Genomic DNA, 23,494 nt, shown 5'->3' on the forward strand with positions numbered 1-23,494 from the left:
GGCGCGTGAAGCACACCCTGCTATCAACGTTACGGACCATCCCGCGCGTATGAAATATTGCCCCGGTCGGCCGCTTGTCGCGGCCGCGGTTCCGCGTCATCGTGGTGGGATGCACCGCCTCCTCCTCGCTGCCGCCCTGATCGCAACCCCCCTGGCGGCCGCGACGCCGACGGATCCCATCGCCACCCGCGTCGCCCGCATCCTCAAGGATACGCCGCTGATCGACGGCCATAATGACTGGCCCGAGGCGCTGCGCGAGCAGGAGGGAGAGAAACGCTGGACGGTCGATCTGCGCGCCGGGCTCGGCACCAGGGCCGAACCGTACAACACCGATATCGCGCGGCTGCGCCAGGGGATGGTCGGCGGGCAATTCTGGTCGGCATGGGTGTCGGCCGATCTGCCGCCGCTGGAGCAGGTGAAGGAGACGCTGGAAGAGATCGACCTGATCCATAACATCGTCGCCCGCTATCCCGAGACGTTCGAACTCGCCACCACCGCCGCCGACGTCCGCCGTATCCACAAGGCCGGGCGCATCGCCAGCATGATCGGGGTCGAGGGCGGCAACCAGATTGACGAAAGCCTGTCGGTGCTGCGCGCTTATCATGCCTTTGGCGCGGGCTATCTCACGCTCACCCATGCCCGCACCATCAGCTGGGCCGATTCCGCGACCGACAATCCCAAACATGGCGGCCTCACCCCGTTCGGCGAAGCGGTGGTGCATGAGCTCAACCGGCTCGGCATGCTCGTCGATCTCAGCCACGTGAATGAAGATACGATGCGCGACGCGCTGCGCGTCAGCCGCGCGCCGGTGATCTTTTCCCATTCCGGTGCGCGTGCGGTCGACGATCATCCGCGCAACGTCTCCGACGATGTGCTGCGGCTGGTCGCGGCCAATGGCGGCGTGGTGATGGTCAATTATTCGCGGAGCTATGTGTCCGACGCCTACCGCCGCTGGTCGGCAGACGAGGCGGCGGAAAAGACGCGGATGAACGCCCCGCCTTATGGCGGCCTCTATATCGGGCAGCCGGACAAGGCGGCGGCGGCGCTGGCGGCCTGGCGCCAGGCCCATCCCGCGCCCAAGGTCACGCTGGCGGAGGTCGCGGATCATATCGATCATATCGTCAAAGTCGCCGGCATCGATCATGTCGGGCTCGGCTCGGATTTCGATGGTGTCGGCAACAGCCTGCCCGAAGGGCTGGGCAGCGTCGCGACCTATCCGGCGCTCCTGGCGGAATTGCTCCGGCGCGGCTGGAGCGATGCCGATGCGGCCAAATTGGCGGGCGGCAATGTCTTGCGGGTCATGGAAGCGGCGGAAAAAGTAGCGGCGTCGATGAAAGGCGAACGGCCCGGCACGGCGATGCAGCCGGCGCTGGACGGCGGCAAATGATCCGCCGTCAGCGCCGGTAGTGATAATAAAGCGCGCCGACGCAATAGGCGATCAGCGTCAGCTTGAACCACAGGCACAGCGCGACGATCGCGCCGCCGCGCAGCACCCAGGCAGGTAGCCCGGTCGTCTGGGCCAGATGGATGCAGGTGCCGAGCAGCCAGCTGCGGCCCGCCACCTGCAATTCCTTGTCTTCGCGAATCATCTTCCTCTCCTGTCCCTGCCGTGTGTCGCGGCCGATCATGCGAGCGCAGGAACCGGGCCGACGGCGGCGAGGATGCAGGTTGCGCTGACCGCGAATGCAAAGACGCCCATGCCGAACTGGACGAAGAGCGAGTTGGACTTGGTGATCATTGAAAGTCTCCCTTGAAGTATCGTGTCGCCGGACCATTCCGGCGATGCACAATACTTTGCAGGGAGCGTGCCAATTGCTCTTCAGAGGGTGAAACGCGCCATTTCTTGAAATCGGCGCCACATCAACGCCAATTGCTGGTGAATTTTACGAGAGGTTGGCGCGTCAGCCGATGATATCGCGGCGATGCTCGCCTTTGACCCAGCGCACCGTGCCGGAACTGGCCCGCATCACGACACTGTCGGTCGTCATCTTGCCCGCCCGGCGCTTGACGCCCTGCAGCAGCGAACCGTCGGTGACGCCGGTTGCGGCGAAGATGGCGTCGCCGCGCACCAGATCCTGCAGCTGATAGATGCGATCCAGATCGGTCACACCCCATTTGCCCGCGCGCGCGCGCTCATCGTCGTTGCGGAACAGTAGCCGCCCCTCGAACTGCCCACCGACGCAGGCGAGCGCGGCCGCCGCCAGCACGCCCTCCGGCGCGCCGCCCGATCCCATATAGATGTCGATCGTCGTATCGGGGTCGCTCACCGCGATCACGCCGGCGACGTCGCCGTCGGGGATCAGCATCACGCCGCAGCCGATCGCGCGCAGCTCCGCGATCAGTTTGTCGTGGCGCGGGCGATCCAGCACACAGGCGATGATCTCATTGGGGGCGACGCCCTTGGCTTTGGCCAGCGCATGGACATTCTCGGTCGGCGTGTGCTTCAGGCTGACGAGGTTCTTGGGATAGCCCGGGCCGATCGCGATCTTGTCCATGTAAACGTCGGGCGCGTTGAGCAGGCAGCCTTCCTCCGCGATCGCCAGCACGGCCAGCGCATTGGGCCCGGCCTTGGCGGTGATGGTCGTGCCTTCCAGCGGATCCAGCGCGATATCGATCTTAGGCCCCGTGCCCTTGCCGACCTTTTCGCCGATATACAGCATCGGCGCTTCGTCGCGCTCGCCTTCGCCGATCACGACGGTGCCGTCGAATTCCAGCTCGTTAAAGGCGTGGCGCATCGCTTCCACCGCGGCCGCATCCGCCGCTTTCTCATCGCCGCGACCGACCATCCCGGACGCCGCGATCGCCGCCGCTTCGGTCACCCGCACCATTTCCAGAACCAGCACGCGATCGAGCGTCTTCGAAGCCTTTACCGCCATCGTCCCACTGTCCCCTCTATGGATGTCGGGGTGGCGATAGGGCGGCCATATGACCTTGTCGAGAAACCCGCTGATAGCGCTCCCGCATTTCCGGCCGGTTGCATCCGGATCGGACGAAGCGCGGGAACGGGATGGTCAAGCGATTGCGCGCGGGCCATTCTGCGCGGGACAAGGGAATTGTCCGATGCGCCTGATCCTTGCCGTTCTTGTCGCCAGCCTGGCCGGACCCGGCATGGTCCGCGCCGCGCCCTATGGGCCGGAACCGCCGCCGGTCGTCAAAGCGACCCTGGTCCAGCAGTCTGCCGCCCTATATCGCGACAAATATCTGCACGGCTATGTTCCCTGTCCGGCGCCGACCCACGCCAATGAAGTCGTGATCTGCGGCAACGGCCGCGTCGGCTCCGCCGATCGCCTGCCCCTCCCGGACGAACGCGGCCCTCGCGACGGCCCGCGCACCGCGACGGGCGAGATCCCGCGCGCGGTACAGGCGATGGCCGATCCGGATATCTGCGGCCCCCAATCCTGTGCAGGCGGCGGCCCGATCAACCTGATCGCAGCCGCGGCCGCCGGCGTAAAACTGGTCCGCGCTCTCGTCGATCCCGACTAAGCACGCCGCCAACCGCTCTCCCACACCCACCGTCACCCCAGCGCAGGCTGGGGTCCATCGCGCCACCAGCCGTGCCGTCCCATCAGCGCGCGCCATCGCCAAGCCGCCACATGGACCCCGCCTGCGCTGGGGTGACGGCGGTGGTGGGGACTGCGCGGCTTGGCACCCGTTCGTCATGCTGAACGTGTTTCAGCATCCATCGCGGCAGCGGCGACGCCGCTCGGGGAGGGTTGGACCCTGAAACAAGTTCAGGGTGACGGAGGATGTCCGGGAAGGCTGTCCAAACTTAGCGCGCCATGGACCCCAGCATAGGCTGGGGTGACGGCAGTAGGAGGCTGGGGGATCGAACTGTTCGTAGCGAGACCGCGGCGATCGCCGCGCATCCAACCCACGCCCGCCGCTCTCGCTACTCAGCTCTCCAATATGTGCATCAGCATCGGCGTGCCGAGCAGGCTGGGCGATCCTTCCAGTTTCTCCAGCGCCGCGCTGACGCAGCGCTCCGGCCCCTCATGCGTCACCATCACCAGCAGCACGCTGCCGTCGGCGGTCGCGCCGCGCTGGATTAGGCTTTCGATCGAGACGCCCGCATCGCGCATCGCCGCGGTCAGCTCGGCCAGCACGCCGGGGCGATCGGAGACGGTGAAGCGCAGATAGACGCGTCCGCGCCGCTCGCCGGCCGGGGCGGGCGCCGCCTTGGCCAGGCTGCGCACCGGCATGGCGAAAGCCGGGCCATATTCGCCGCGGGCAATGTCGATCAGGTCGGCCACCACCGCGCTCGCGGTCGGTCCCTCGCCCGCGCCGCGGCCCTGGAACAGCAGCCGCCCGACGAAATTGCCCTCCGCCACCACCGCGTTCAGCGATCCCGTGACATGCGCCAGCGGATGGCCGAGCGGCACCAGGCAGGGGTGGACGCGCTGGAACAGGCCCTTGCTGTTCGCCTCGCCAAACCCAACCAGGCGCACGCGGAAGCCCAAGGCCGCTGCCTCGGCAATGTCGGCCGCCAGCACATGGCGGATGCCCGTGATCGCGACCGCCCCGAAATCCACTTCGGTCCCGAATGCCAGGCTGGAAAGGATCGCCAGCTTGTGCGCGGCATCGACGCCATCGATGTCGAAGCTGGGATCGGCCTCGGCATAGCCCAGCGCCTGCGCCTCCCCCAGCACTTCGGTGAAGTCGCGCCCCTCCGCCTCCATCGTCGTCAGGATATAATTGCAGGTGCCGTTCAGCACGCCATAGACATGGTCGATCACATTGGCGGCGGCGCCTTCGCGCAGCCCCTTGATCACCGGAATGCCGCCGGCCACCGCCGCCTCATATTTCAGCGCGGTATTGGCTTCCTCGGCCGCGGTCGCCAGCTCCAGCCCGTGATGCGCCAGCATCGCCTTGTTGGCAGTGACGAACGCCTTGCCCCGGCCCAGCGTGGCGCGCGCCAGCGTCAGCGCCGGCCCGTCCGATCCGCCGATCAGCTCCACCACCGCATCGACATCGTCGCGCGCGGCCAGCGCGGCGGTATCATCGACCCAGGCAATCCCGGTCAGGTCGATGCCGCGGTCGCGCGTGCGATCGCGCGCGGAGACGGCGACGATCTCAATCCCGCGGCCGGCGCGGCGTTCGATCAACGCGGCATTCTGGGTGAGGACCTTGACCACGCCTGCGCCGACGGTGCCCAGCCCTGCCAGGGCGATACGAAGCTTCTCTGCCATGCGTCTTTCCCTAGCCGGGCCATTCGCCGTTGCAACCCTGTCGCTTTGCCCGATCGGCCGGAACGGGGAGGGGGGCCGCTTCGTTCTTCCCACGATCCCACATAAGGAGAGCGATCATGGCCGACGAACTGACCCCCATCGACGAAACCGGCACCCTGACCGAAGAAGAGCGCGCGGCCCTGGACGCGAAAGATTTCGCCAAGCGTGCGCAGTTCGGCCAGTCCGGCGACCGCGTCGATCAGACGATGGGCCATATGGGTGGCGCCGGCGCCGCCGGATCGGGCCCGGACATCTCCAAGCAGAGCGAGCCTGCCCCCACCATCCCGACCAGCCTGCCCGGCCAATGACCGGCGACGCTGATCGCGACGGCGATCCGGCGGCTGTCGAGCGCGGCCACCCCGCCTCCGTTTCCCGGGACGGCAGCGTCCATGGATCCGGGGCAGGGGCCGGCGGCGGCGGCACACCGGAGGATTTCGACTCCGATGCCGCCAGCGGCGACACCGGCGACCTCGAACCCCGCCACCCGCCCGCCCCCGGCACCGGCGGCGACGCAGCCAAACACGGCGGCCGCTAAACCCACGGCCTCCTCACCCGGCGAACGGGTGGGGAGGTTGTGCGTGCGAAGATTACGTACCCACAGCGACAAACGCCACCGTCACCCCAGCGCAGGCTGGGGTCCATGTCGCTATTCTCGCCTATCGTCCGTGCGAGAGAATCCCCGGCAGCCCGACCGCAAGCCTCTGGACGGCAACCCCATAGCCGCCTAGGGCGCGCCGCACCGGGCCGCAGGCTATGCCCACCGCCCGCAAACAATCCCCGATATCCTCCTTATCCACAGCCCCCAGGCCCACTTTTCCGCTGGCCCGACTCGGCTGAGCATGACAGCTTCCATCTGTGCCCAGGAGACGGGCTCGGACGGAAACGGAAGAGCCGGGAACCAGGGTACAGCCAAAGCCGACCGATCGTGGCCCCTTCCGGGAGGTGCGAGAAAGAAGGCAGCGGCAGGGCGCCGGAAGAGGCGATGATGGCAGATGGGGCCGCAAGGCTTAATTCAGCGATCACCGCCCCAAGAAGGGCCGCTGACCAGCCAAAGGCTTCCGCCCGCGGCAAAGCAGCGACGCCTGAGCGATCCAGGACCGAACCCGTAAGGGAGACGAAGCGGACTCAGCTCGGCGCAGTGGGGGCTGGTGGCGACACCAGCCCCCATTTTCATTAGCGTCCGCCGCTATCCGTTGGACCTCCGCCTATCCGCCCGCAACGAGTTTTCGCACCGTAGCCATCGGTAGGAACAGGCGCAGCGGGTGGGATGGCAACGGGGCAAAACCGTAGCTGAGATAAAGCGCTCGACGCCTTTCCACTTGTGTCGGATCACCACAGTCCAGCACGTCGAGCAAGATCATCGCGATGCCCAGCGCATCCGCGGCCCCCAGCACGCGTATCAGACAATCGATCAGCAAATCGCCGCCATGGCCCCGTCCCTGAAAACGGCGGTCGACGCCGATCATCGAAATATAGGCGGCTGGGATATTGCCGTGCGACGGGCGGCTGCGCGCAAATCGATCGGGCAGATCCTGATAGTCGATCGCATGCGCGTTTACCGCATAGAACCCGATCAGCTCGCCTGCCGAATTGAGCATCACGAATGTGCGGATATTGTCAGCCCGGGCCAGCTTGTTTGCCGTGCGCCGGAAGAAATTATCGACTTGCGCGATGCCGCAGGAAAAGCCGGTTCGATCGTGTCGCGTGGGGTCCAGCGCTTCGATGACGAAAGGTGCAGCGTCCCGTCGCGCCGTCACCTCGAACGGATCGTATCGTGGCGTGCATAGGCCGCCCGCAGACGCGCGCTTGGCTCCGCCGGCCTATCGAGCGCGGCGAAGAAGTCCTGATGATCGATCGCCTGCAAGCGTGTCCGCTCGTGCGCCGCGATCGTCTCCATCGCCGCTTTGTAAGCCGCGTTCATCGTGAACACGGAATCGTCCACGCCAGAAAGCGCCGCCGCCTGCTGAATAGCCTGCTTGATGCGGGGCTTCGTGCGGAAATTCATCCGCTCGCTGCTGCGCTCGTCGATGGCGCCAACCTGGTCGTCAATACCGAGCATGATCCACCTCCATCTCCACACCATGTACGCCACTGTGGCGTACATTTCAATGGCGAGGAAATTTAGGTCGCATCACGCCGCAGGGATCAGCATTTCAGGTGGGTGCGCATGTTCATGGCGCTGGCGGTCGATCTGCTCGGAATAGCGCCGCGCCAGCCGGCTATAGCCGCGCCGGGCCGCGGGCGACCGTGCCAGCTTCGATCGTGCGAGCGAAATGCCTAGCCGATGATAGAGCTCGATCAGGTCCACAGCCCGTCTCCTTCACGCTTCAGCAGCGGGAGCCCTGTCTGGTTTATGGCCGCGCCCAGGCTCCATGGGCCGGTACGAAATCGATCCTATCATGAGTCCGCCGAGTCGCGGAGTCGAATCCGTTCAAGGCGTTAACCGGCGGCCGACAGGCTCCGCCACTCGTCCGCCAAGATCGAAAACAGCGCCGTATCGCGGACATGGCCGGTCCAGGTGATGCGTTCCGCCCGGATCAACCCGTCCTGCTGCGCGCCGAGCTTGCGCACCGCCGCCTTGGAGCGCGCATTGCGATCGTCGATGCGGAATTCGACCCGGCGGATGCCGCAGGCAAAGGCACGGTCCAGCAACAGGCGCTTGATCCGCCGGTTCAGCCCCGTGCCGCGCATGGCGGGGATATAATACGTGCTGCCGATCTCCACCGTCTGCCGCTCGGGCGCATGGCTTAGGAAGGCGGTCATGCCGACCAGCTTTCCGTCCGACAGCACGGCATAGGGAAAGCTGCCCGCCCGCGCCCGCAGCGCATCGAACTGCGCGTCGAAATGGTCGGGATCATAGGATGTCGAATAGATCGGCCAGATTGCAAGGTCCTCGGCACAGGCGGCCTTCAGGTCAGCACGATGCGCTTCGGCCAGTGGATCCAGCCGCAACGCGCCGTCCGCCATCGCCGCGCCAAGCTCAGTCGTCATCGCCTTCCAGGTCGCGCGCGACCGCGGGCTTGCGCAGCAATTCGTCAATGCGCGCGCCTTCGTCGAAGCTTTCGTCCGGACGGAACCGGATCTTGGCGGCATATTTAAGGTTCACGCGCTTGGCGACTTCGCTCTGGAAATAGGCGGTGTTGGTGCGCAGCGCCTTCAGCACCTTTTCCTCGTCCGACCCCAGCAGCGGCTTCACGAACACGATCGCATGCTTCAGGTCGGGCGACATCCGCACTTCCGTCACCGACACCAGATGCGATGCCAGCACGTCGTCATGCACATCCCCGCGCATCAGGATCTCGGCCAGGATATGACGCACCTGTTCGCCCACGCGCAGCAGGCGAACCGATTTGCCTTCAGATGTTTCGTTGTGCCGAATCTTTCCTCTCCCTGCAGGGAGAGGAAGGGGCCCGCCGCGAAGCGGTGGGAAGGTGAGGGCAAGCGCCCTGACCATTCGTGCCCTCACCCTCCCATGCTACGCATGGGTCCCACCCTCTCCCCGAGGGGAGAGGGTGAGCTTACAACGTGCGTGCGCGTTCCTCGACCTCGAACGTCTCGAGATAATCGCCCGGCTTGATGTCGATCGAGCCTTCCAGCGTGATACCGCATTCCAGGCCGGCGCGGACTTCCGCCACATCGTCCTTGAAGCGCCGCAGCGACGCGATCGAGCCGTTGTAGATGATGACATCGTCGCGGGTGACACGCGCCCGCAGCGCCTTGCGGATATAGCCTTCGGTAACCAGCAGACCGGCGGCCTTGCCATGCTTGCCGGCGGAGAAGACCTCGCGGATTTCGGCACGGCCGACGACCGTCTCGAAGAATTCCGGACCAAGCTGGCCGGCCATCGCCGCACGAATGTCGTCCAGCAGATCGTAGATCACGTCATAATATTTGAGCGCGACCCCGTCCCGCGTGGCGATCTCGCGCGCCTTGGCATTGGCGCGGACGTTGAAGCCGATGATCGGCGCCTTCGATGCCGCCGCCAGGCTGACGTCGCTCTCGGTGATGCCACCCACGCCCGCGCTGAGAATGCGGACCTGGATAAGATCGGTCGAGATCTTGTTGAGCGAGCCGACAATGGCTTCGACCGACCCCTGCGCATCGCCCTTGATGACGAGCGGATATTGCTCCGCCTGCTTGTCGCGCAGCGCCGAGAACATCGATTCCAGGCTGGCCGGCGCACTGGTGGTGCGCTTCTGCTGGATCACGCTGGCACGATAAGCGGCGACCTCGCGGGCGCGCGCCTCATTCTCGACCACCGTCAGCTGATCCGCCGACGACGGCACGCCCGACATGCCGAGGATCTCGACCGGGGTCGACGGGCCGGCGGTCTTCACCTGCTTGCCCTTGTCGTCCACCAGCGCGCGCACCTTGCCGCTTTCGGCGCCGACGACGAAGATGTCGCCGGTGCGAAGCGTGCCGCGACGCACCAGCACGGTCGCGACCGGGCCACGGCCCTTGTCGAGTTCCGCTTCGATCACGACGCCTTCGGCGGCGCGGTTCGGGTTGGCGGTCAGCTCCAGCAATTCGGCCTGCAGCTGGATCTTCTCGATCAGCTCGTCCAGCCCGGTCTTCGCGGTGGCGGAAACCTCCACGTCCTGGACGTCGCCGCCCATATCCTCAACCTGCACGTCATATTGCAGCAGGGCTTCCCGCACCTTCTGCGCGTTGGAGCCCGGCTTATCCATCTTGTTGATGGCGACGATCATCGGCTTGTTGGCCGCCTTGGTGTGCTGGATCGCCTCGATCGTCTGCGGCCGGATGCCGTCATCACCGGCAACGACGATCACGACGATGTCGGTCACGTCGGCGCCGCGTGCGCGCATCGAACTGAACGCTTCGTGGCCCGGCGTATCGAGGAAGGTGATCTTCGATCCGTCCTTCTGCGCCACGACATAGGCGCCGATATGCTGGGTGATGCCACCCGCTTCGCCGGCGGCAACGTCGGTCCCGCGCAGCGCATCGAGCAGGCTGGTCTTGCCGTGATCGACATGGCCCATGATCGTGACGACCGGGGCGCGCGGCTCCAGCGTGTCGGCCGGATCCACATCGACCTCGGTGACGATATCGACGTCGCTTTCGGACACGCGGCGGATGTTATGGCCGAATTCGCTGACCATCAGCTCGGCCGTATCCTGGTCGATCAACTGATTGGACGTGACCGGCGTGCCCATCTTGAACAGGGCCTTCACCAGGTCGGCGGTCCGCTCGGCCATACGATTGGCGAGCTCGGCAACCGTGATCGCTTCCGGCACCACCACGTCGCGCACCTGCTTGACGGACGGGCCGCCTGCCTGATGCGCGCGCTTGTCCTTCTCCCGCGCGCGCTTCAGCGCGGCGAGGCTGCGGGCCCGTGCACCGCCGTCGCCATCGTCCAGCGCCCGCGTGACGGTCAGCTTGCCCGATTGACGACGATCATCGCCCTGGCGGCCACGCGCCGGGCGTGCCGGCGGCTCGGGCCGCTTGGGCGGAATGACGGGGGTGAAGCGGCGCGGCGGCGGCTCGGCACCGGGTTTGCGCTCGCCATCGGCGGCTTCGGCCGGAGCAGCTACTGCTGCGGCGGCGGTTGCATCCGGGGCCGCTGCAGGCTCGGCCGTAACGGCTTCGGCGGTCGCCGGGGCGGCAGCCGCGGGGGGTGCCACAGGCGTCGCAACCGGTGCCTCGACCGGCGGATTGGCCGCGGCCTCTTCGGCGGCGCGGGCCTTTTCCTCGGCGCGGCGCTTTTCTTCTTCGCTGGCTTCGCGCGCGGCCTGGTCCTGGCGGCGACGCGCATCTTCCAGCGCGTTCATGCGCGCTTCCTCGGCCTCGCGCAGCAGGCGTTCCTGCTGCTCGCGGCGCTCCAGCGGCGTCATCGGACGCGACGGCGGAGTCGGGGCAGGCTGCGGACGCGGGGCGACCGGCGCCGCGACGGGCGCAGGCGCGGCGGCTTCGGCCACAATTTCGACTTCAGGCTCGGGGGCAGGCGCGGGATCTCCCGGCTTGCGCAGGACACGAGCCTTCTTGGTCTCCACGATCACCGTGTTGGAACGGCCGTGGGAGAAGCTCTGCTTCACCTTGCCGGTCTCTACGGTGCGCCGCACGCCCAACGGGACGCTGAGACCCAGTTTCGGCTTTTCGTTATCGCTCATCTGGTAACCCGAACCCTCATAAAATCATTATGCGCCGAAAGCGCCTTGCGAAGCCTCGCAAGGGCCTAAGTCACATCATCCAGTCCAATAAAGCCGCGCCACCGGCCGAGCGCCTGGTTGACGCGCGCGGCCGCAGCCGGCGCGATCAACGCAAGATGTACCACATTCTCGCGTCCGAGCGCCATCGACAATATGGCCCGCGTTGCCGGGATTGCGAGTCCCCGCAGGTCTGTACCCTCGGCATCCAGCCCGACGCGCAGTGCCTGATCCAGCTTGCGTGTGCCGTCCGCCGCAGCATCGCGCGCGTGGAGCAGCAAGGCAACGCCGCCTTTGCGGGCGGTGTCGATAATCTTCTCCGTTCCGGTCACGATCTGCCCGGCGCGCGCCTCCAGCCCAAGCCGGTCGAGCGCGGCGCGTTCCAGCGCGCGTTCGATCTGGTCGGCCAGGTCGGTGGGTACGCTGACGGCGGTCTTGAACGCGCGGCTCAGCGCCTTGCCCAGCCGGCCCTTGCGGATCGCCTCTTCCAGCGTTGCGCGATCGACCCCGATCCATGCCCCGCGGCCGGGCGCCTTGGCCCGCACGTCCGGCGCGATCGTGCCGTCCGGCCCCAGCGCCAGCCGGATCAGCTCGTCGCGGCAGGCCTTCTTGCCCGAAAGCACGCAGGTGCGTTCGGGGTCCGCCTTCGCCGCCCGTCCGTTTTCGGGGCGGGGCGGACGCGGCGTGTCGGCGCCGTCTTCGGCCGGGTCGGCGGAAGCGGGCACGGATAGGCCTTCGCTCCCTCCCGCGGGCGGGAGGGGCGCCGATCCCGTCAGTTCATCCGAACGATCATTGTCCGCCATTCGCGTTCGCGACCTCCTGTGCAGGGGCCGCGGGGCGGTCGGCGATCAGGATCCCGGCGGCGCCGTAATTTTCGGTGCTATGCTCGTTGATCACGACCTGGACGGCAGCGGCGGGCTTGCCCAACCGCTCCACCATCGAACGCGTGATGTCGGCGACGATCGCCGCCTTCTGCTCATGCGTTGCGGATCCCGCCAGTTCGACCGCGATGAAGGGCATCAGGCGTCGGCCTCCGGTGCTGCGGCGGTGTCCGCCGTCTCGTCGTCGCCGAACCAGCCGGCGGCCTGACGGGCGGCCATGATGATCTCCTGGCCCTGATCCATGGTCAGGCCATAGCCGGCCAGCACGCCGCCCTTGTCGGGCTTCGGTGCGGGCGCGCCTTCCTTGCGGCGGCGCGGTTCGGCACGCGGCTTTTCGATCAGCTCGTCGGTCGACAGGTCGCCCACATCGTCCAGCGTCTTGATCCCGGCCTTGCCCAGCGTGACCAGCATCGCCTCGGTCAGATGCGGCAGCTCGCCGACCGCGTCTTCGACGCCCAGTTCGACGCGCTGGGCACGATTGGCCTGTTCGCGACGATCGATCGCCTCGGCCGCGCGGTTCTGCAGCTCGCCGGCAATCTCGCCGTCCAGGCCTTCGATCTGCGCCAGTTCGTCCGGCTCGACATAGGCGACTTCCTCCAGGCTGGTGAAGCCTTCGGCCACCAGCAACTGGGCCAGCGTCTCGTCGACATCCAGCTCGTTCTGGAAGGTCTCGCTATTCTGCACGAATTCGCGCTGGCGCTTCTCGCTCGCATCGGCCTCGGTCAGGATGTCGATCGCCTTGCCGGTCAGCTGGCTGGCGAGACGGACATTCTGGCCGCGACGGCCGATGGCCAGGCTCAGCTGATCGTCGGGGACGACCACTTCGATCCGCTCTTCTTCCTCGTCGATCATCACGCGCGCGACCTGGGCCGGCTGCAGCGCATTGACGACGAAGGTCGCATTGTCGGGCGACCAGGGAATGATGTCGATCTTCTCGCCCTGAAGCTCCTGGACGACCGCCTGCACGCGGCTGCCCTTCATGCCGACGCAGGCGCCCACCGGGTCGATCGAGCTGTCACGGCTGATCACGCCGATCTTGGCGCGTGAACCCGGATCGCGGGCAGCGGCCTTGATCTCGATGATGCCGTCATAGATTTCGGGCACTTCCTGCGCGAACAGCTTCTTCATGAAGTCGGGATGCGCGCGGCTCAGGAAGATCTGCGGCCCGCGATTCTCGCGTACCACCTTCATGATCAGCGCACGCACGCGATCGTCCTTGCGCAGCACTTCGCGCGGGATCTGCTGATCGCGGCGGATGACGCCTTCGGCCCGACCGAGATTGACGACGACATGGCCGAACTCGACCGACTTGACCGTGCCGACGATGATCTCGCCCGCGCGATCCTTGAATTCCTCATATTGACGCTCGCGCTCGGCATCGCGGACCTTCTGGAAGATCACCTGCTTGGCGGCCTGCGCGGCAATGCGGCCAAACTCGATGTTCGGCAGCGGATCGACGATATAGTCGCCCAGCACCGCGCCCGGCTGCAATTTCTGCGCCTCGGCGACGGACACCTGGGTGAAGTAATTCTCGACCTCTTCGACCACCTCGACGACGCGCCACAGGCGAACGTCGCCGGCGCTGGTGTCGATTTTGGCGCGAATATCATTCTCGGCGCCGTAACGGGCCTTGGCGGCACGCTGGATCGCGTCCTCCATCGCCTCGATCACGATCGCCTTGTCGATCAGCTTCTCGCGCGCGACGGCGTCGGCGATGGCAAGCAGCTCGGCCTTGTTGGCGGAAATGGCAGTAGCCATGGACTTAACTCATCCTTCCTGTGAAATCCGGTCCGCACCCTCTGTAGACAGGGGCGCGGTTGCCTTGATCAGTTCGTCGGTCAGCAACAGCTTGGCGCTGGCGATCTGGCCGAACGGAATCTCGATCTCGCCGACCTTGTCCGCATACACCTTTATGGTGTCGCCTTCGAGTCCGACGAGACGAGCGTCGAATTGTTTGCGGCCGTTCAGCGGGGCCGCGAGCCGGATACGGGCATCGAAGCCCGCCCAATCGGCATAATCCTGGGCCCGGGTCAGCGGGCGATCGATCCCCGGCGAGGACACTTCCAGCCGGTAGGCCTCCTCGATCGGGTCATTGGCGTCCAGCACGTCGGAGATGCGGCGCGACAGCGCCTCGCAATCCTCCAGCCCCAGCTGCCGCGTGTCGGGCCGTTCGGCCATCACCTGCAGCGTCGGATCGGTGCGGCCGCCGAACATCGCCACGCGCACGAGGGCGAAGCCGAGGGCTTGCGCCTCGGGCTCGATCAACTTCGTGAGGGCTGCGATGTCCGTCATAATCTCTATCTGAAAATCCTAAGCGCCTTCGCGCCGGTGCCTTGCGGCGCCGGCCTCGGCACAGTTTCCAATGTCGAGAAGACGATCGCCACATAGGCGGTCACGGCGGTCGCCGCAAGTCGCAGATGATCGGGCGTATCTCCGCTAGGACGGCGCGCGCCGAGGCGCTATTCCGTGCAATTCACGTGCCTTGGGGAAAATTGATGCTTCGCACCGCCACGATCGCCGCCGCCCTGCTCACCCTGATCCCTGCAGCCGTCAATGCCCAGGTCAATTATGGCGGATCGAAGCCGGTTGCGACCAACCCCTTCACCGTGACGCCGGTGGAAACCTTCAACGTGCCGTGGAAGCTCGCCTTCCTGCCGGATCGGCGCATCCTCGTCACCGAAAAGCCCGGCAAGATGTGGCTGGTCGCCCCCGGCAAGAACAAGATCCAGGTCACGGGCGTGCCCGCGGTCGTCTATGCCGGGCAGGGCGGCCTGCTGTCGGTCGCGGTCGCGCCCAGCTTCGCCCGCGATGGCATGATCTACCTGACCTATGCGGAACCCGGTCCCGGGGGCTCGGCGCTGGCGCTGGCGCGCGGCAAGCTGGTGATCGGGACGGGCACTGCCCGCATCGATGGCCTGAAGGTGATCTGGCGCGATTGGGCGCCTGGCGAGGGTGGCCAGTTCGGCGCCTACATCGCCTTCGCGCCCGACGGGAAAAGCCTGTTCCTGACGTCCGGCGAACGCCAGCGCTTCACGCCCGCGCAGGACCCCAATTCCGCGCTCGGCAAGATCCTGCACCTCACGCTCGACGGCAAGCCCGCGCCGGGTAATCCCGGCGCCGGCAAGACGGGCGCGACGACCCTGCCGGTCTTCGACCCGCCCGCCGATACCGAAGCCGCCAAGACCGCGTCCGCCCGCCAGGTGAAGGTGCCCAGCCCCAATCTGGTGCCGGCCGAAACCTGGACCAGCGGCCATCGCAATCCCTACGGCCTCGCCTTCGATGCGGCGGGTAAATTGTGGGAAACCGAAATGGGCCCCAAAGGCGGGGATGAGATCAACCTGATCCAGCCCGGCGAGAATTATGGCTGGCCGTTGGTCAGCTACGGCATGAATTACAATGGTAAGCCGATTCCCAGCCCGGACGGCCATCCCGAATTCCAGAAGCCGGCGCTGTACTGGACCCCGGTGATCGCGCCCGGCGGATTCACATTTTACTACGGCGCGCTCTTCCCGCAGTGGAAGGGATCGGCCTTCATCGGCGGCATGGCGGTCGAGTCGCTGATCCGCGTCTCCTTCCAGAACGGCACCCCGCGCGAGGCGGAGCGGTTCGACATGGGCAAGCGCATCCGCGATGTCGTCGCCGGTCCCGACGGTGCGCTGTGGCTGCTGGAAGACGGGGCGGGTGGCCGGCTGTTGCGCTTGACGCCCAAAAAGTAAAAGAGCGTCGGATAATAAGGAGAGTATCGTGGCGGACGGCACCATTTTCGTCGGCGCGACGGCGGATGGCCAGCGCGAGGAACTCAATCTGCGGCGGGCCAACCGCCACGGCCTGATCGCCGGCGCTACCGGCACCGGCAAGACGGTGACGCTGCAGGGCATTGCCGAAGGGTTCAGCCGCGCGGGCGTCCCCGTCTTCGTCGCCGACGTGAAGGGCGATCTCGCCGGGCTCGCCATGGCCGGATCGGCGATGGCGCCCTCCCATGCCGCCTTCGCCCAGCGGGCCGCCGATGTCGGCATGACCGACTGGGCCTATGGCGACAATCCGGTGATCTTCTGGGATCTGTTCGGCCGGCAGGGCCATCCGGTCCGCACCACGATCAGCGAGATGGGGCCGCTGCTGCTCGCCCGCCTGATGAACCTGAACGAGGTGCAGGAAGGCGTCCTGCAGGTCGTGTTCAAGGTGGCGGACGAGCAGGGGATGCTGCTGCTCGACCTCCCCGATCTACAGGCGATGCTGGCCTGGGCGGCGGAAAATGCCGCCGATCTGTCCGCCCGCTACGGCAATGTCACGCGTGCCACGGTCGGCACGATCCAGCGCCAATTGCTGCAGCTGGAAGCGCAGGGCGGCGACAATTTCTTTGGCGAACCCGCGCTCGATGTCCACGACATGATGATCGTCGGCGAAGACGGCAAAGGCACGATCAACGTGCTCGCCGCCGACAAGTTGATGGCCGCGCCCAAGCTGTATGCCACCTTCCTGTTGTGGCTGCTGAGCGAGCTGTTCGAGACGCTGCCCGAGGTGGGCGATCCCGATAAACCCAAGCTCGTCTTCTTCTTCGACGAAGCGCATCTGCTGTTCGACGATGCCGCACCCGCCTTGCTCGACAAGATCGAGCAGGTCGTGCGGCTGATCCGCTCCAAGGGTGTCGGCGTCTATTTCATCACCCAGAACCCGATCGACGTGCCCGACGATGTCGCCGGCCAGCTCGGCAACCGCATCCAGCACAAGCTCAATGCCTTCACCCCGCGCGAGCAGAAAGCGGTGCAATCGGCCGCGCAGACCTTCCGTGCCAGCCCTGGCGTGGATGTCGCCACCGCCATCACCGAGCTGAAGGTGGGCGAGGCTCTGGTCTCGCTGCTCCAGGCTGACGGCGCCCCCAGCCCGGTCGCGCGCACGCTGATCCGCCCGCCTTTCTCCCGCGTCGGCCCGCTCACCGACAAGGAGCGCGCCATCCTCGTCTCGACCTCGCCGCTGGCGGGGAAATATGACACGCCGGTCAATCGCGAGAGCGCGGCCGAGATGCTCTCCGCCAAGGCGGGCGATGCCAAGGCCGCCGCCGCGCAAGCGCAGGCGCAGGCCGAAGCCGCCAAGGTCCAGGCCGAACAGGCCAAGGCCGCCGCCGCCCAGGCCAAGCTGGATGCGCAGGAACAGGCGCGCCGCGATCGCGAAGCCGCCCGCGCCGCCGAAGCGCAGGCCAAGGCCGAAGAACGCGCCCGCGCCGCCGCCGCCCGCGAAGCCGCCAAGCCAAGCCTGACCGACAAGATGCTCCAGTCCGCCGCCCGCTCCGTCGCCTCCTCGGTCGGCCGCCAGGTCGCCGGTCAGCTCGGCGGCCAGCTGCTGCGCGGCCTGCTGGGCGGGTTGTTCAAAAGCGGGCGATGAGCGGGTTTGATATTGAACGCACGTTGTGGACGGGCGCCCCGCCCAACGGGATAAAATTCCAGGCCTATGACATCGTCTTGGTGCCGTTCAGCTTTTTATGGGCCGGCACGGTCATAAGCGTCGCCGTTAATGGGTTTGTGGGCGGCGTCAGGTCTGACGGACTGGGCAGATTGGACATCGGCACCTGCGCCATCCTGAGCTTCTTTGTTTTAATGGGAAGCTATATGAGCGTCGGCCGGTTGCTGCACGACGCCTATTTAAGGGCACACACACGCTACACGCTTACCAGTCATCGCATACTGATTGAGCGCGATGGTCTGCAACCGCGTCGCGTTGTCATCGATCTGCGGCAGCTTCCAATTCTTGATGTGCGTGAAACACGCTCCGGCGTCGGCACGATCTATTTCGGCGTGCCTTCCATCCTGGCGTCATTTTTCGGGGATCGGTGGCGGTATTGCGTTCCGGAAATGTCGCAGCTGCCGGCGCTTCGCTCCATTCCCGACGTCCGTCGCGTCACGGACATGATCGAGCGAGCGTCGCGTGCCGCCTCCGGCTGACATTTGCGCGGCGGTTCGGGAATGTTAGGAAGCGCTTATGGCTACGACTCTCGACCGCGCTCAAGTTCCCACCGTATCGCTGGCGCAGGAGGCGTCCGATCCGGACGGCTTTGCCCAGGCTTTGGGCGGATCGTTCCAGCGTTATGGGTTCGCGATCGTCTCCGATCACGGCGTTCCGCGCGAGGTGATTGCGGAGGCGGAGGTGCAGGCGAAGGCCTTTTTCGCGCTGCCGGAGGCGGTGAAGCGCGCTTACCATACCGGCCAAGGCGGCGCGCGCGGCTATACGCCGTTCGGGATCGAGACCGCCAAGGACGCCAAGGCGCATGATCTGAAGGAATTCTGGCATGTCGGGCGCGAACTGCCGGAGGGCCATCCGTTCGCCGATGTGATGGCGCCCAACCTTTGGCCGGCCGAAATCGCGGCGTTCAAGCAGGCCGAACTGGCGCTGTTCAACGCGCTGGATGCCGCCGGTGCGCGGCTGTTGCGGGCGATCGCGCGCTATCTGGAGCTCGCGCCGGACTTCTTTGACGACACCGTCCGCGACGGCAATAGCGTGCTCCGGCTGCTCCATTACCCACCGATGGGCGCGGACGGGCCGTCGATCCGGGCGGGCGCGCATGAGGATATCAACACGATCACGCTGCTGCTGGGCGCGGAAGAAGCCGGGCTGGAGCTGCTGGATCGCGACGGAAACTGGCTGCCGGTCCAGCCCAAAGAGGGCGAATTGGCGGTCAATGTCGGCGATATGCTGCAGCGTCTGACCAACAATAAGCTGCGTTCGACCACGCATCGCGTGATGAATCCGGCACCCGAACGGCGCGGCGTCGCGCGCTATTCGATGCCCTTCTTCCTGCATTTCCGGCCGGATTATCGGATCGAGACGCTGCCGCAATGCGTGTCGGAGGCGCATCCGAACCTGTATCCGGAGCCGATTACGGCCCATGAATATTTGATGCAGCGCCTGAGGGAGATCAAACTGATATGATCGCTTTGCTGTTTGCCGCCGCCGCTGCGGCGACGCCCGCCCAGCCGGTGTGCGTACGGATGCAACCCGCCGCCGGTTTCGAAGGGTGGGGGCGTGCCGCCGGCACCGCTCTCGCGGTGGACAAGGCGGCCGCGCTGAAGCTGGATCCCGCCAGCAAGGTCCGGTTCGATCCGCCGCTGACGCGCAAGCCCAAGCCCAACACCTATGGCGGCTATTTCCCGCTGACCGTCGCCAACGCCGGCCGCTATCGCGTCGCGCTGTCGGAAGGGGCCTGGGTGGATGCGGTCAACCATGGCAAGCGGCTGAAATCGGCGGCGCATATGCATGGCCCGGCCTGTTCCGGCATCGCCAAGATCGTGGCGTTCGATCTGCCGGCCGGCCGTTCGTGGCTACAAGTCTCCGAAGCCGGAGAGCCCGCGATCAGCGCGATGGTGTCTTCGCACTGAAGGGGCGGCAGGGGGGCAGCTTCAGTTCCGCCATCTCGCCGCATGGCCGCGCCTGGATCGACGCATCGGGACCGACGAAGATCCCGTAATCGAAGCGGGCATCGGTGACCGAACATTGCGCGCGCCACATGATCATGTTCTTCCACGGTCCCTGGACCGCGGCGCGCTCGACGCGCGGGCAGCTATAGCCCGAATCCAGCAGCGCGCCGCGCAACGCGCCACGGCGCTGCAGATCGGTGAGCTTCATCAGCTGGTCGCTGGCGGGATTGGCGATCTTGACCGCCTGCAGCGGGCTGGCCGCGACCGCGAGGCTGAGGAACGCGCATAAGGGCCTGATCATGTCTCTCTCCTCCAGGGGTCAGCCGCGGCCGCGATAGGATGGTACGCCCTGATCGGGCAGCCACAAATCCGCAGGCGGCGCGCCGGTCTGCCAGAATACGTCGATCGGAATGCCGCCGCGCGGATACCAATAGCCGCCGATCCGCAGCCATTTCGGCTGCATTTCCGCCACCAGCCGCTCGCCGATGCCGACCGTGCAATCCTCGTGAAAGGCGGCATGGTTGCGGAAGGCGCCCAGAAACAGCTTGAGCGACTTGGATTCGACGATCGTCTCGCCCGGCGCATAATCGATCACGAGATGGGCGAAATCCGGCTGGCCCGTGACCGGGCAGAGCGAGGTGAATTCGGGCGCGGTAAAGCGGACCAGATAGAGGCGCTCGGGCCGCGGGTTCGGCACATAATCCAGCGTCGCGTCCTCCGGCGAAGCCGGCAGCGCGGAGGTCTGGCCAAGATGCGTAATGCTCATGCCCGCCGACTTAGGATCTGGTGCATTACGGTACAACCGGAGAGTGACACGCCGAATGTTTCGGCTATGGCGCCGGAGTTTCTGTGTTGGGGGGCAACATGTCGGTATTGAAGTGGCGCTTTTCGGGCGGGAGCGCGGCTGTGCTCTCCGCCAACGGGAAGAAGCAGGGCGGCAGCATGCGCATCACCGGGACGTCCGGCTGTGTGCTGCACGGACCCTATCTGGAACTGCCCCCGGGCCGCTGCACCGCGCGCATCCTGCTTGGGCCGGACAGCCGTGGGCTGGTGAAGATGGAAATTTCCGCCGCCAAGGGCACCAAGATATTGGCCGATCGCATGGTCGACCTTGCGGCCGGATCGGTGATGGAGTTGAGCGCGGACATTCCCGAGCATCTGCTAGACTGCGAAGTGCGGCTGTTCGCGCGCGGCAGGATCGATGCCGAGATTGTCGGCGTCGAGATCGATGTGGATCGCATCATGCCGACCGAGACGTTGCACGCCGACCGGCCGGTCGGATTCGAAACCCGCAAAAGCTATGCCGAGAAGATCCGCAGCGGCTTCTTCGACACCTATATGTCCGGGCCGAACGTGATGGAGATCGGCTATAAGGGCTATGAAGGGGCGACCGTGCCGATCGTGCCGCAGGCGATCGGCGTGGATGTCGGCTATCCGGGCTATGAAGGCGCGACCTTCCCGTTCGAGGACGGAAGCTTTGACGCCATTTATTCAAGCCACTGCTTCGAACATATCGGCGACTGGCTGGGCGTGTTGCGGGATTGGTACCGGCTGCTGAAGGTCGGCGGCTTCCTGGTGATTGTCGTGCCGCATCAGCTGCTGTTCGAGCGCAAGCGTCATCTGCCTTCGCCGATCAATCCGGATCATAAGCGTTTCTATACGCCGATGAGCCTGCTGGCCGAGATCGAGACGGCATTCGAGGAGAATAGCTACCGCATCCGCCATCTTGTCGAAAATGACCGCGGCTTCGATTACAACATCATGCCCTACCAGGGCACCGATGGTTGCTACGAGATCGAGCTGGTGGTCGAGAAGATCGAGAAGCCGTTCTGGCATCCCGATGACGGATCGGTGCGAGCCTATCCCGCGGGCGATTTCCGCACCTCGCTGCCCAAGACCAACCCGTGGGAGCTTACGCTCGATCTCACCCGCAAGCATGAATGCGAGATCTTCGGGCCCTATATCGGGCTCGGCGCCTCCGATTATATCGCCGAGTTCCATTTCGATTGGGACGGCGGTCCCGTGCCCGATCTGGTCCTCGACGTCGCCATGTTCGGCGAACGGCTGGCAGTGATCGAACCCAGGAGGGATGGCCGCGATTTCAGCAGCGGCAGGATCGAGCTGCCTTTTACCAATCCCCGGAATGGCGAGATTTTTGAATTTCGCGTCTATGTCGGCGGGACGACATCGGATCTGAAACCAAGGTTCAAGGGCGTGGTCGTCCGCTACGCAGGACGCCGCTAGACAGTCGAACAGATTGGGAACAAGTATCCGTAATGCGGACTCTTGTTCCTATCCTGGGCGACCAGCTTTGCCTGACTTTGTCGTCGCTTGCGGACGTCGATCCGGCCGCCACGATCATCCTGATGGTCGAGGTGGCGGAAGAAGCGGGCTATGTGCGGCATCACAAGGCGAAGCTGGCTTATATCTTTTCGGCCATGCGCCATCATGCGGCGGCGTTGCGGGCGGCGGGATGGACGGTCGAGTATGTCGTGCTGGACGATCCGGCCAATAGCGGCAGCTTCAGCGGGGAAATTGCGCGGGCGATCGGGCGGCACGATCCGGACCGGATCATCGTCACCGAAGCCGGCGAGTGGCGCGTGGCGGCGATGCTGGAGGCGTGGGAGACGCTGTTCGGCATTCCGGTGAAGATTTGCGCGGATACACGTTTTCTGGTCAGCCATGCCGACTTCGCCGCCTGGGCGGATGGCCGCAAGCAGCATGTCATGGAGGATTTCTACCGGGCGATGCGGCGCAAGACCGGCCTGTTGATGGACGGCGACAAGCCGGCGGGTGGGCGCTGGAATTTCGACAAGGATAATCGCAAGCCGGCCAAGGCGGATATGCTGATGCCGCACCCGATCGCGTTCGCACCCGACGCGGTGACGCAAGAGGTGCTGGCGCTGGTGGAGCGGATGTTCCCCGACAATCCCGGCAGCCTCGCGCAGTTCGACTATGCGGTGACGGCGGAGGAGGCCGAGCGGCAGGCGGATCGCTTCTTCCGCGAGGCGATGCACGATTTCGGCCGTTACGAGGATGCGATGGTCACGGGCGAACGCCATTTGTGGCATTCGATCCTGTCGCCCTACCTGAATAGCGGTCTGCTGGATCCGCTGGATCTGTGCCGCCGGGCCGAGGCGGAATATCGCGCCGGGCGGGCGCCGCTCAATTCGGTCGAGGGCTATATCCGCCAGATCATCGGCTGGCGCGAATATGTGCGCGGCATCTATTGGCGGGAAGGGCCCACTTATGTGGAGCGCAACTTCCTGGAGCATCATCGTCCGCTGCCGGCCTTCTACTGGACCGGCGATACCGACATGCACTGCCTGCGCGAGGTGATCGGCCAGACGCTGGCGACGGCGCACGCGCATCATATCCAGCGGCTGATGGTGGCGGGCAATTTCGCGCTGCTGATCGGGGCGGACCCGGCGCAGGTGCATATCTGGTATCTGGAAATCTACCTGGATGCCTATGAATGGGTGGAACTGCCCAACACGCTGGGGATGAGCCAATATGGCGACGGCGGGCTGCTCGGCAGCAAGCCCTATGTGTCGTCCGGCGCCTATATCAATCGGATGTCCGATTATTGCGGGCCGTGCCGCTACGATGTGACCAAGCGGGTGGGGGCGGATGCCTGCCCGTTCAACGCGCTCTATTGGGATTTCCTGGCGCGCCATCGCCCCCGGATCGGCGACAATCGCCGGCTCGCCATGGCCTATCGCAACTGGGATCGGTTCGCGCCGGAGGATCAGGCGGCGCTGCGCGAGCAGGCGGCGGCCTTCCTGACAAAACTCGACGCCGGGCCGGAGGGCGATTAG

At 65.8% G+C, this 23,494-nt stretch carries 26 protein-coding genes; 11 read left to right on the plus strand and 15 right to left on the minus strand.

Annotated elements, in window-relative coordinates; translation table 11 throughout:
* Positions 1-109: 109 nt before the first annotated feature.
* Positions 110-1,387 carry a dipeptidase gene (locus tag ACSBM8_RS01075; RefSeq protein WP_442681654.1) on the plus strand — a complete coding sequence of 426 codons (1,278 nt, stop codon included), beginning with the start codon at positions 110-112 and terminating at the stop codon, positions 1,385-1,387.
* Positions 1,388-1,394: 7 nt separating this feature from the next.
* Here the strand turns inward: ACSBM8_RS01075 and ACSBM8_RS01080 are convergent, their stop codons facing one another.
* Positions 1,395-1,589 carry a hypothetical protein gene (locus ACSBM8_RS01080; RefSeq protein WP_442679831.1) on the minus strand — a complete coding sequence of 65 codons (195 nt, stop codon included), beginning with the start codon at positions 1,587-1,589 and terminating at the stop codon, positions 1,395-1,397.
* 312 nt (positions 1,590-1,901) lie between these two features.
* On the minus strand, positions 1,902-2,876 hold the full coding sequence (gene glpX / locus ACSBM8_RS01085) for a class II fructose-bisphosphatase (protein ID WP_442679832.1): 975 nt from the start codon (positions 2,874-2,876) through the stop codon (positions 1,902-1,904).
* Between the two features lie 184 nt (positions 2,877-3,060).
* Between glpX and ACSBM8_RS01090 the strand changes: the two genes are divergently transcribed.
* A complete protein-coding gene (locus ACSBM8_RS01090) occupies positions 3,061-3,483 on the plus strand; it encodes a hypothetical protein (protein ID WP_442679833.1) in 423 nt (140 codons plus the stop codon).
* 410 nt (positions 3,484-3,893) lie between these two features.
* Here the strand turns inward: ACSBM8_RS01090 and ACSBM8_RS01095 are convergent, their stop codons facing one another.
* Positions 3,894-5,186 (minus strand): homoserine dehydrogenase, encoded by a 1,293-nt coding sequence (locus ACSBM8_RS01095; RefSeq protein ID WP_442679834.1) that lies wholly within the window; start codon positions 5,184-5,186, stop codon positions 3,894-3,896.
* 116 nt (positions 5,187-5,302) lie between these two features.
* Here ACSBM8_RS01095 and ACSBM8_RS01100 point away from each other — a divergent pair, with 116 nt between their 5' ends.
* Together ACSBM8_RS01100 and ACSBM8_RS01105 are read left to right on the plus strand one after the other, a co-directional pair.
* Positions 5,303-5,533, plus strand: a complete 231-nt coding sequence (locus tag ACSBM8_RS01100) for a hypothetical protein (RefSeq protein WP_442679835.1) — start codon at positions 5,303-5,305, stop codon at positions 5,531-5,533.
* Complete coding sequence (locus tag ACSBM8_RS01105; RefSeq protein WP_442679836.1) at positions 5,530-5,760, plus strand: hypothetical protein; 231 nt, start codon at positions 5,530-5,532, stop codon at positions 5,758-5,760. Before ACSBM8_RS01100 ends, ACSBM8_RS01105 begins: the two co-directional genes overlap by 4 nt.
* 670 nt (positions 5,761-6,430) lie before the next feature.
* Here the strand turns inward: ACSBM8_RS01105 and ACSBM8_RS01110 are convergent.
* The 10 genes from ACSBM8_RS01110 to rimP form a co-directional block, all read right to left on the minus strand.
* Entirely contained in the window at positions 6,431-6,982 is a 552-nt protein-coding gene (locus ACSBM8_RS01110; RefSeq protein WP_442679837.1) for a GNAT family N-acetyltransferase, read from the minus strand.
* Entirely contained in the window at positions 6,979-7,284 is a 306-nt protein-coding gene (locus ACSBM8_RS01115) for a type II toxin-antitoxin system TacA family antitoxin (protein WP_442679838.1), read from the minus strand. The genes ACSBM8_RS01110 and ACSBM8_RS01115 overlap by 4 nt, the downstream gene beginning before the upstream one ends.
* A gap of 72 nt (positions 7,285-7,356) precedes the next feature.
* Complete coding sequence (locus ACSBM8_RS01120; protein WP_442679839.1) at positions 7,357-7,533, minus strand: hypothetical protein; 177 nt, start codon at positions 7,531-7,533, stop codon at positions 7,357-7,359.
* 131 nt (positions 7,534-7,664) lie between these two features.
* Positions 7,665-8,216 (minus strand): GNAT family N-acetyltransferase, encoded by a 552-nt coding sequence (locus ACSBM8_RS01125; RefSeq protein WP_442679840.1) that lies wholly within the window; start codon positions 8,214-8,216, stop codon positions 7,665-7,667.
* On the minus strand, positions 8,206-8,604 hold the full coding sequence (gene rbfA / locus ACSBM8_RS01130) for a 30S ribosome-binding factor RbfA (protein ID WP_442681655.1): 399 nt from the start codon (positions 8,602-8,604) through the stop codon (positions 8,206-8,208). Before rbfA ends, ACSBM8_RS01125 begins: the two co-directional genes overlap by 11 nt.
* Positions 8,605-8,743: 139 nt before the next feature.
* Positions 8,744-11,353, minus strand: a complete 2,610-nt coding sequence (gene infB, locus ACSBM8_RS01135; protein ID WP_442679841.1) for a translation initiation factor IF-2 — start codon at positions 11,351-11,353, stop codon at positions 8,744-8,746.
* Between the two features lie 65 nt (positions 11,354-11,418).
* Positions 11,419-12,114 (minus strand): RNA-binding protein, encoded by a 696-nt coding sequence (locus ACSBM8_RS01140; RefSeq protein WP_442679842.1) that lies wholly within the window; start codon positions 12,112-12,114, stop codon positions 11,419-11,421.
* A 64-nt stretch (positions 12,115-12,178) separates the two neighbouring features.
* On the minus strand, positions 12,179-12,409 hold the full coding sequence (locus ACSBM8_RS01145) for a tautomerase family protein (protein WP_442679843.1): 231 nt from the start codon (positions 12,407-12,409) through the stop codon (positions 12,179-12,181).
* Positions 12,409-14,028, minus strand: a complete 1,620-nt coding sequence (nusA, locus tag ACSBM8_RS01150; protein ID WP_442679844.1) for a transcription termination factor NusA — start codon at positions 14,026-14,028, stop codon at positions 12,409-12,411. The genes ACSBM8_RS01145 and nusA overlap by 1 nt, the downstream gene beginning before the upstream one ends.
* Positions 14,029-14,037: 9 nt before the next feature.
* Complete coding sequence (gene rimP / locus ACSBM8_RS01155) at positions 14,038-14,562, minus strand: ribosome maturation protein RimP (RefSeq protein ID WP_442679845.1); 525 nt, start codon at positions 14,560-14,562, stop codon at positions 14,038-14,040.
* 203 nt (positions 14,563-14,765) lie between these two features.
* Here rimP and ACSBM8_RS01160 point away from each other — a divergent pair, with 203 nt between their 5' ends.
* Genes ACSBM8_RS01160 through ACSBM8_RS01180 form a run of 5 tightly spaced genes read left to right on the plus strand, consistent with a single transcriptional unit; the run spans position 14,766 to position 19,637 of the window.
* Entirely contained in the window at positions 14,766-15,986 is a 1,221-nt protein-coding gene (locus tag ACSBM8_RS01160; RefSeq protein ID WP_442679846.1) for a PQQ-dependent sugar dehydrogenase, read from the plus strand.
* A gap of 28 nt (positions 15,987-16,014) precedes the next feature.
* Positions 16,015-17,649, plus strand: coding sequence for a helicase HerA-like domain-containing protein (locus tag ACSBM8_RS01165; protein ID WP_442679847.1), 1,635 nt, complete (start codon positions 16,015-16,017; stop codon positions 17,647-17,649).
* A complete protein-coding gene (locus ACSBM8_RS01170) occupies positions 17,646-18,206 on the plus strand; it encodes a hypothetical protein (RefSeq protein WP_442679848.1) in 561 nt (186 codons plus the stop codon). Before ACSBM8_RS01165 ends, ACSBM8_RS01170 begins: the two co-directional genes overlap by 4 nt.
* A 37-nt stretch (positions 18,207-18,243) precedes the next feature.
* Positions 18,244-19,191: an isopenicillin N synthase family dioxygenase gene (locus tag ACSBM8_RS01175; RefSeq protein ID WP_442679849.1), complete on the plus strand. Its 948-nt coding sequence runs from the start codon at positions 18,244-18,246 to the stop codon at positions 19,189-19,191.
* The gene (locus tag ACSBM8_RS01180; protein WP_442679850.1) at positions 19,188-19,637 is read left to right on the plus strand and encodes a hypothetical protein; all 450 of its coding nucleotides are present in this window, start codon (positions 19,188-19,190) and stop codon (positions 19,635-19,637) included. Before ACSBM8_RS01175 ends, ACSBM8_RS01180 begins: the two co-directional genes overlap by 4 nt.
* Here the strand turns inward: ACSBM8_RS01180 and ACSBM8_RS01185 are convergent.
* Entirely contained in the window at positions 19,612-19,977 is a 366-nt protein-coding gene (locus ACSBM8_RS01185; RefSeq protein WP_442679851.1) for a hypothetical protein, read from the minus strand. The genes ACSBM8_RS01180 and ACSBM8_RS01185 overlap by 26 nt on opposite strands.
* A gap of 18 nt (positions 19,978-19,995) precedes the next feature.
* Positions 19,996-20,442, minus strand: coding sequence for a preQ(1) synthase (queF, locus tag ACSBM8_RS01190; RefSeq protein ID WP_442679852.1), 447 nt, complete (start codon positions 20,440-20,442; stop codon positions 19,996-19,998).
* 98 nt (positions 20,443-20,540) lie between these two features.
* Here queF and ACSBM8_RS01195 point away from each other — a divergent pair, with 98 nt between their 5' ends.
* Together ACSBM8_RS01195 and ACSBM8_RS01200 are read left to right on the plus strand one after the other, a co-directional pair.
* Positions 20,541-21,920, plus strand: coding sequence for a methyltransferase domain-containing protein (locus ACSBM8_RS01195; protein WP_442679853.1), 1,380 nt, complete (start codon positions 20,541-20,543; stop codon positions 21,918-21,920).
* A 32-nt stretch (positions 21,921-21,952) separates the two neighbouring features.
* Entirely contained in the window at positions 21,953-23,494 is a 1,542-nt protein-coding gene (locus ACSBM8_RS01200; protein ID WP_442679854.1) for a cryptochrome/photolyase family protein, read from the plus strand.

It is taken from the genome of Sphingomonas sp. ASY06-1R, assembly GCF_052180265.1.
Lineage (GTDB): Bacteria > Pseudomonadota > Alphaproteobacteria > Sphingomonadales > Sphingomonadaceae > Sphingomonas_I.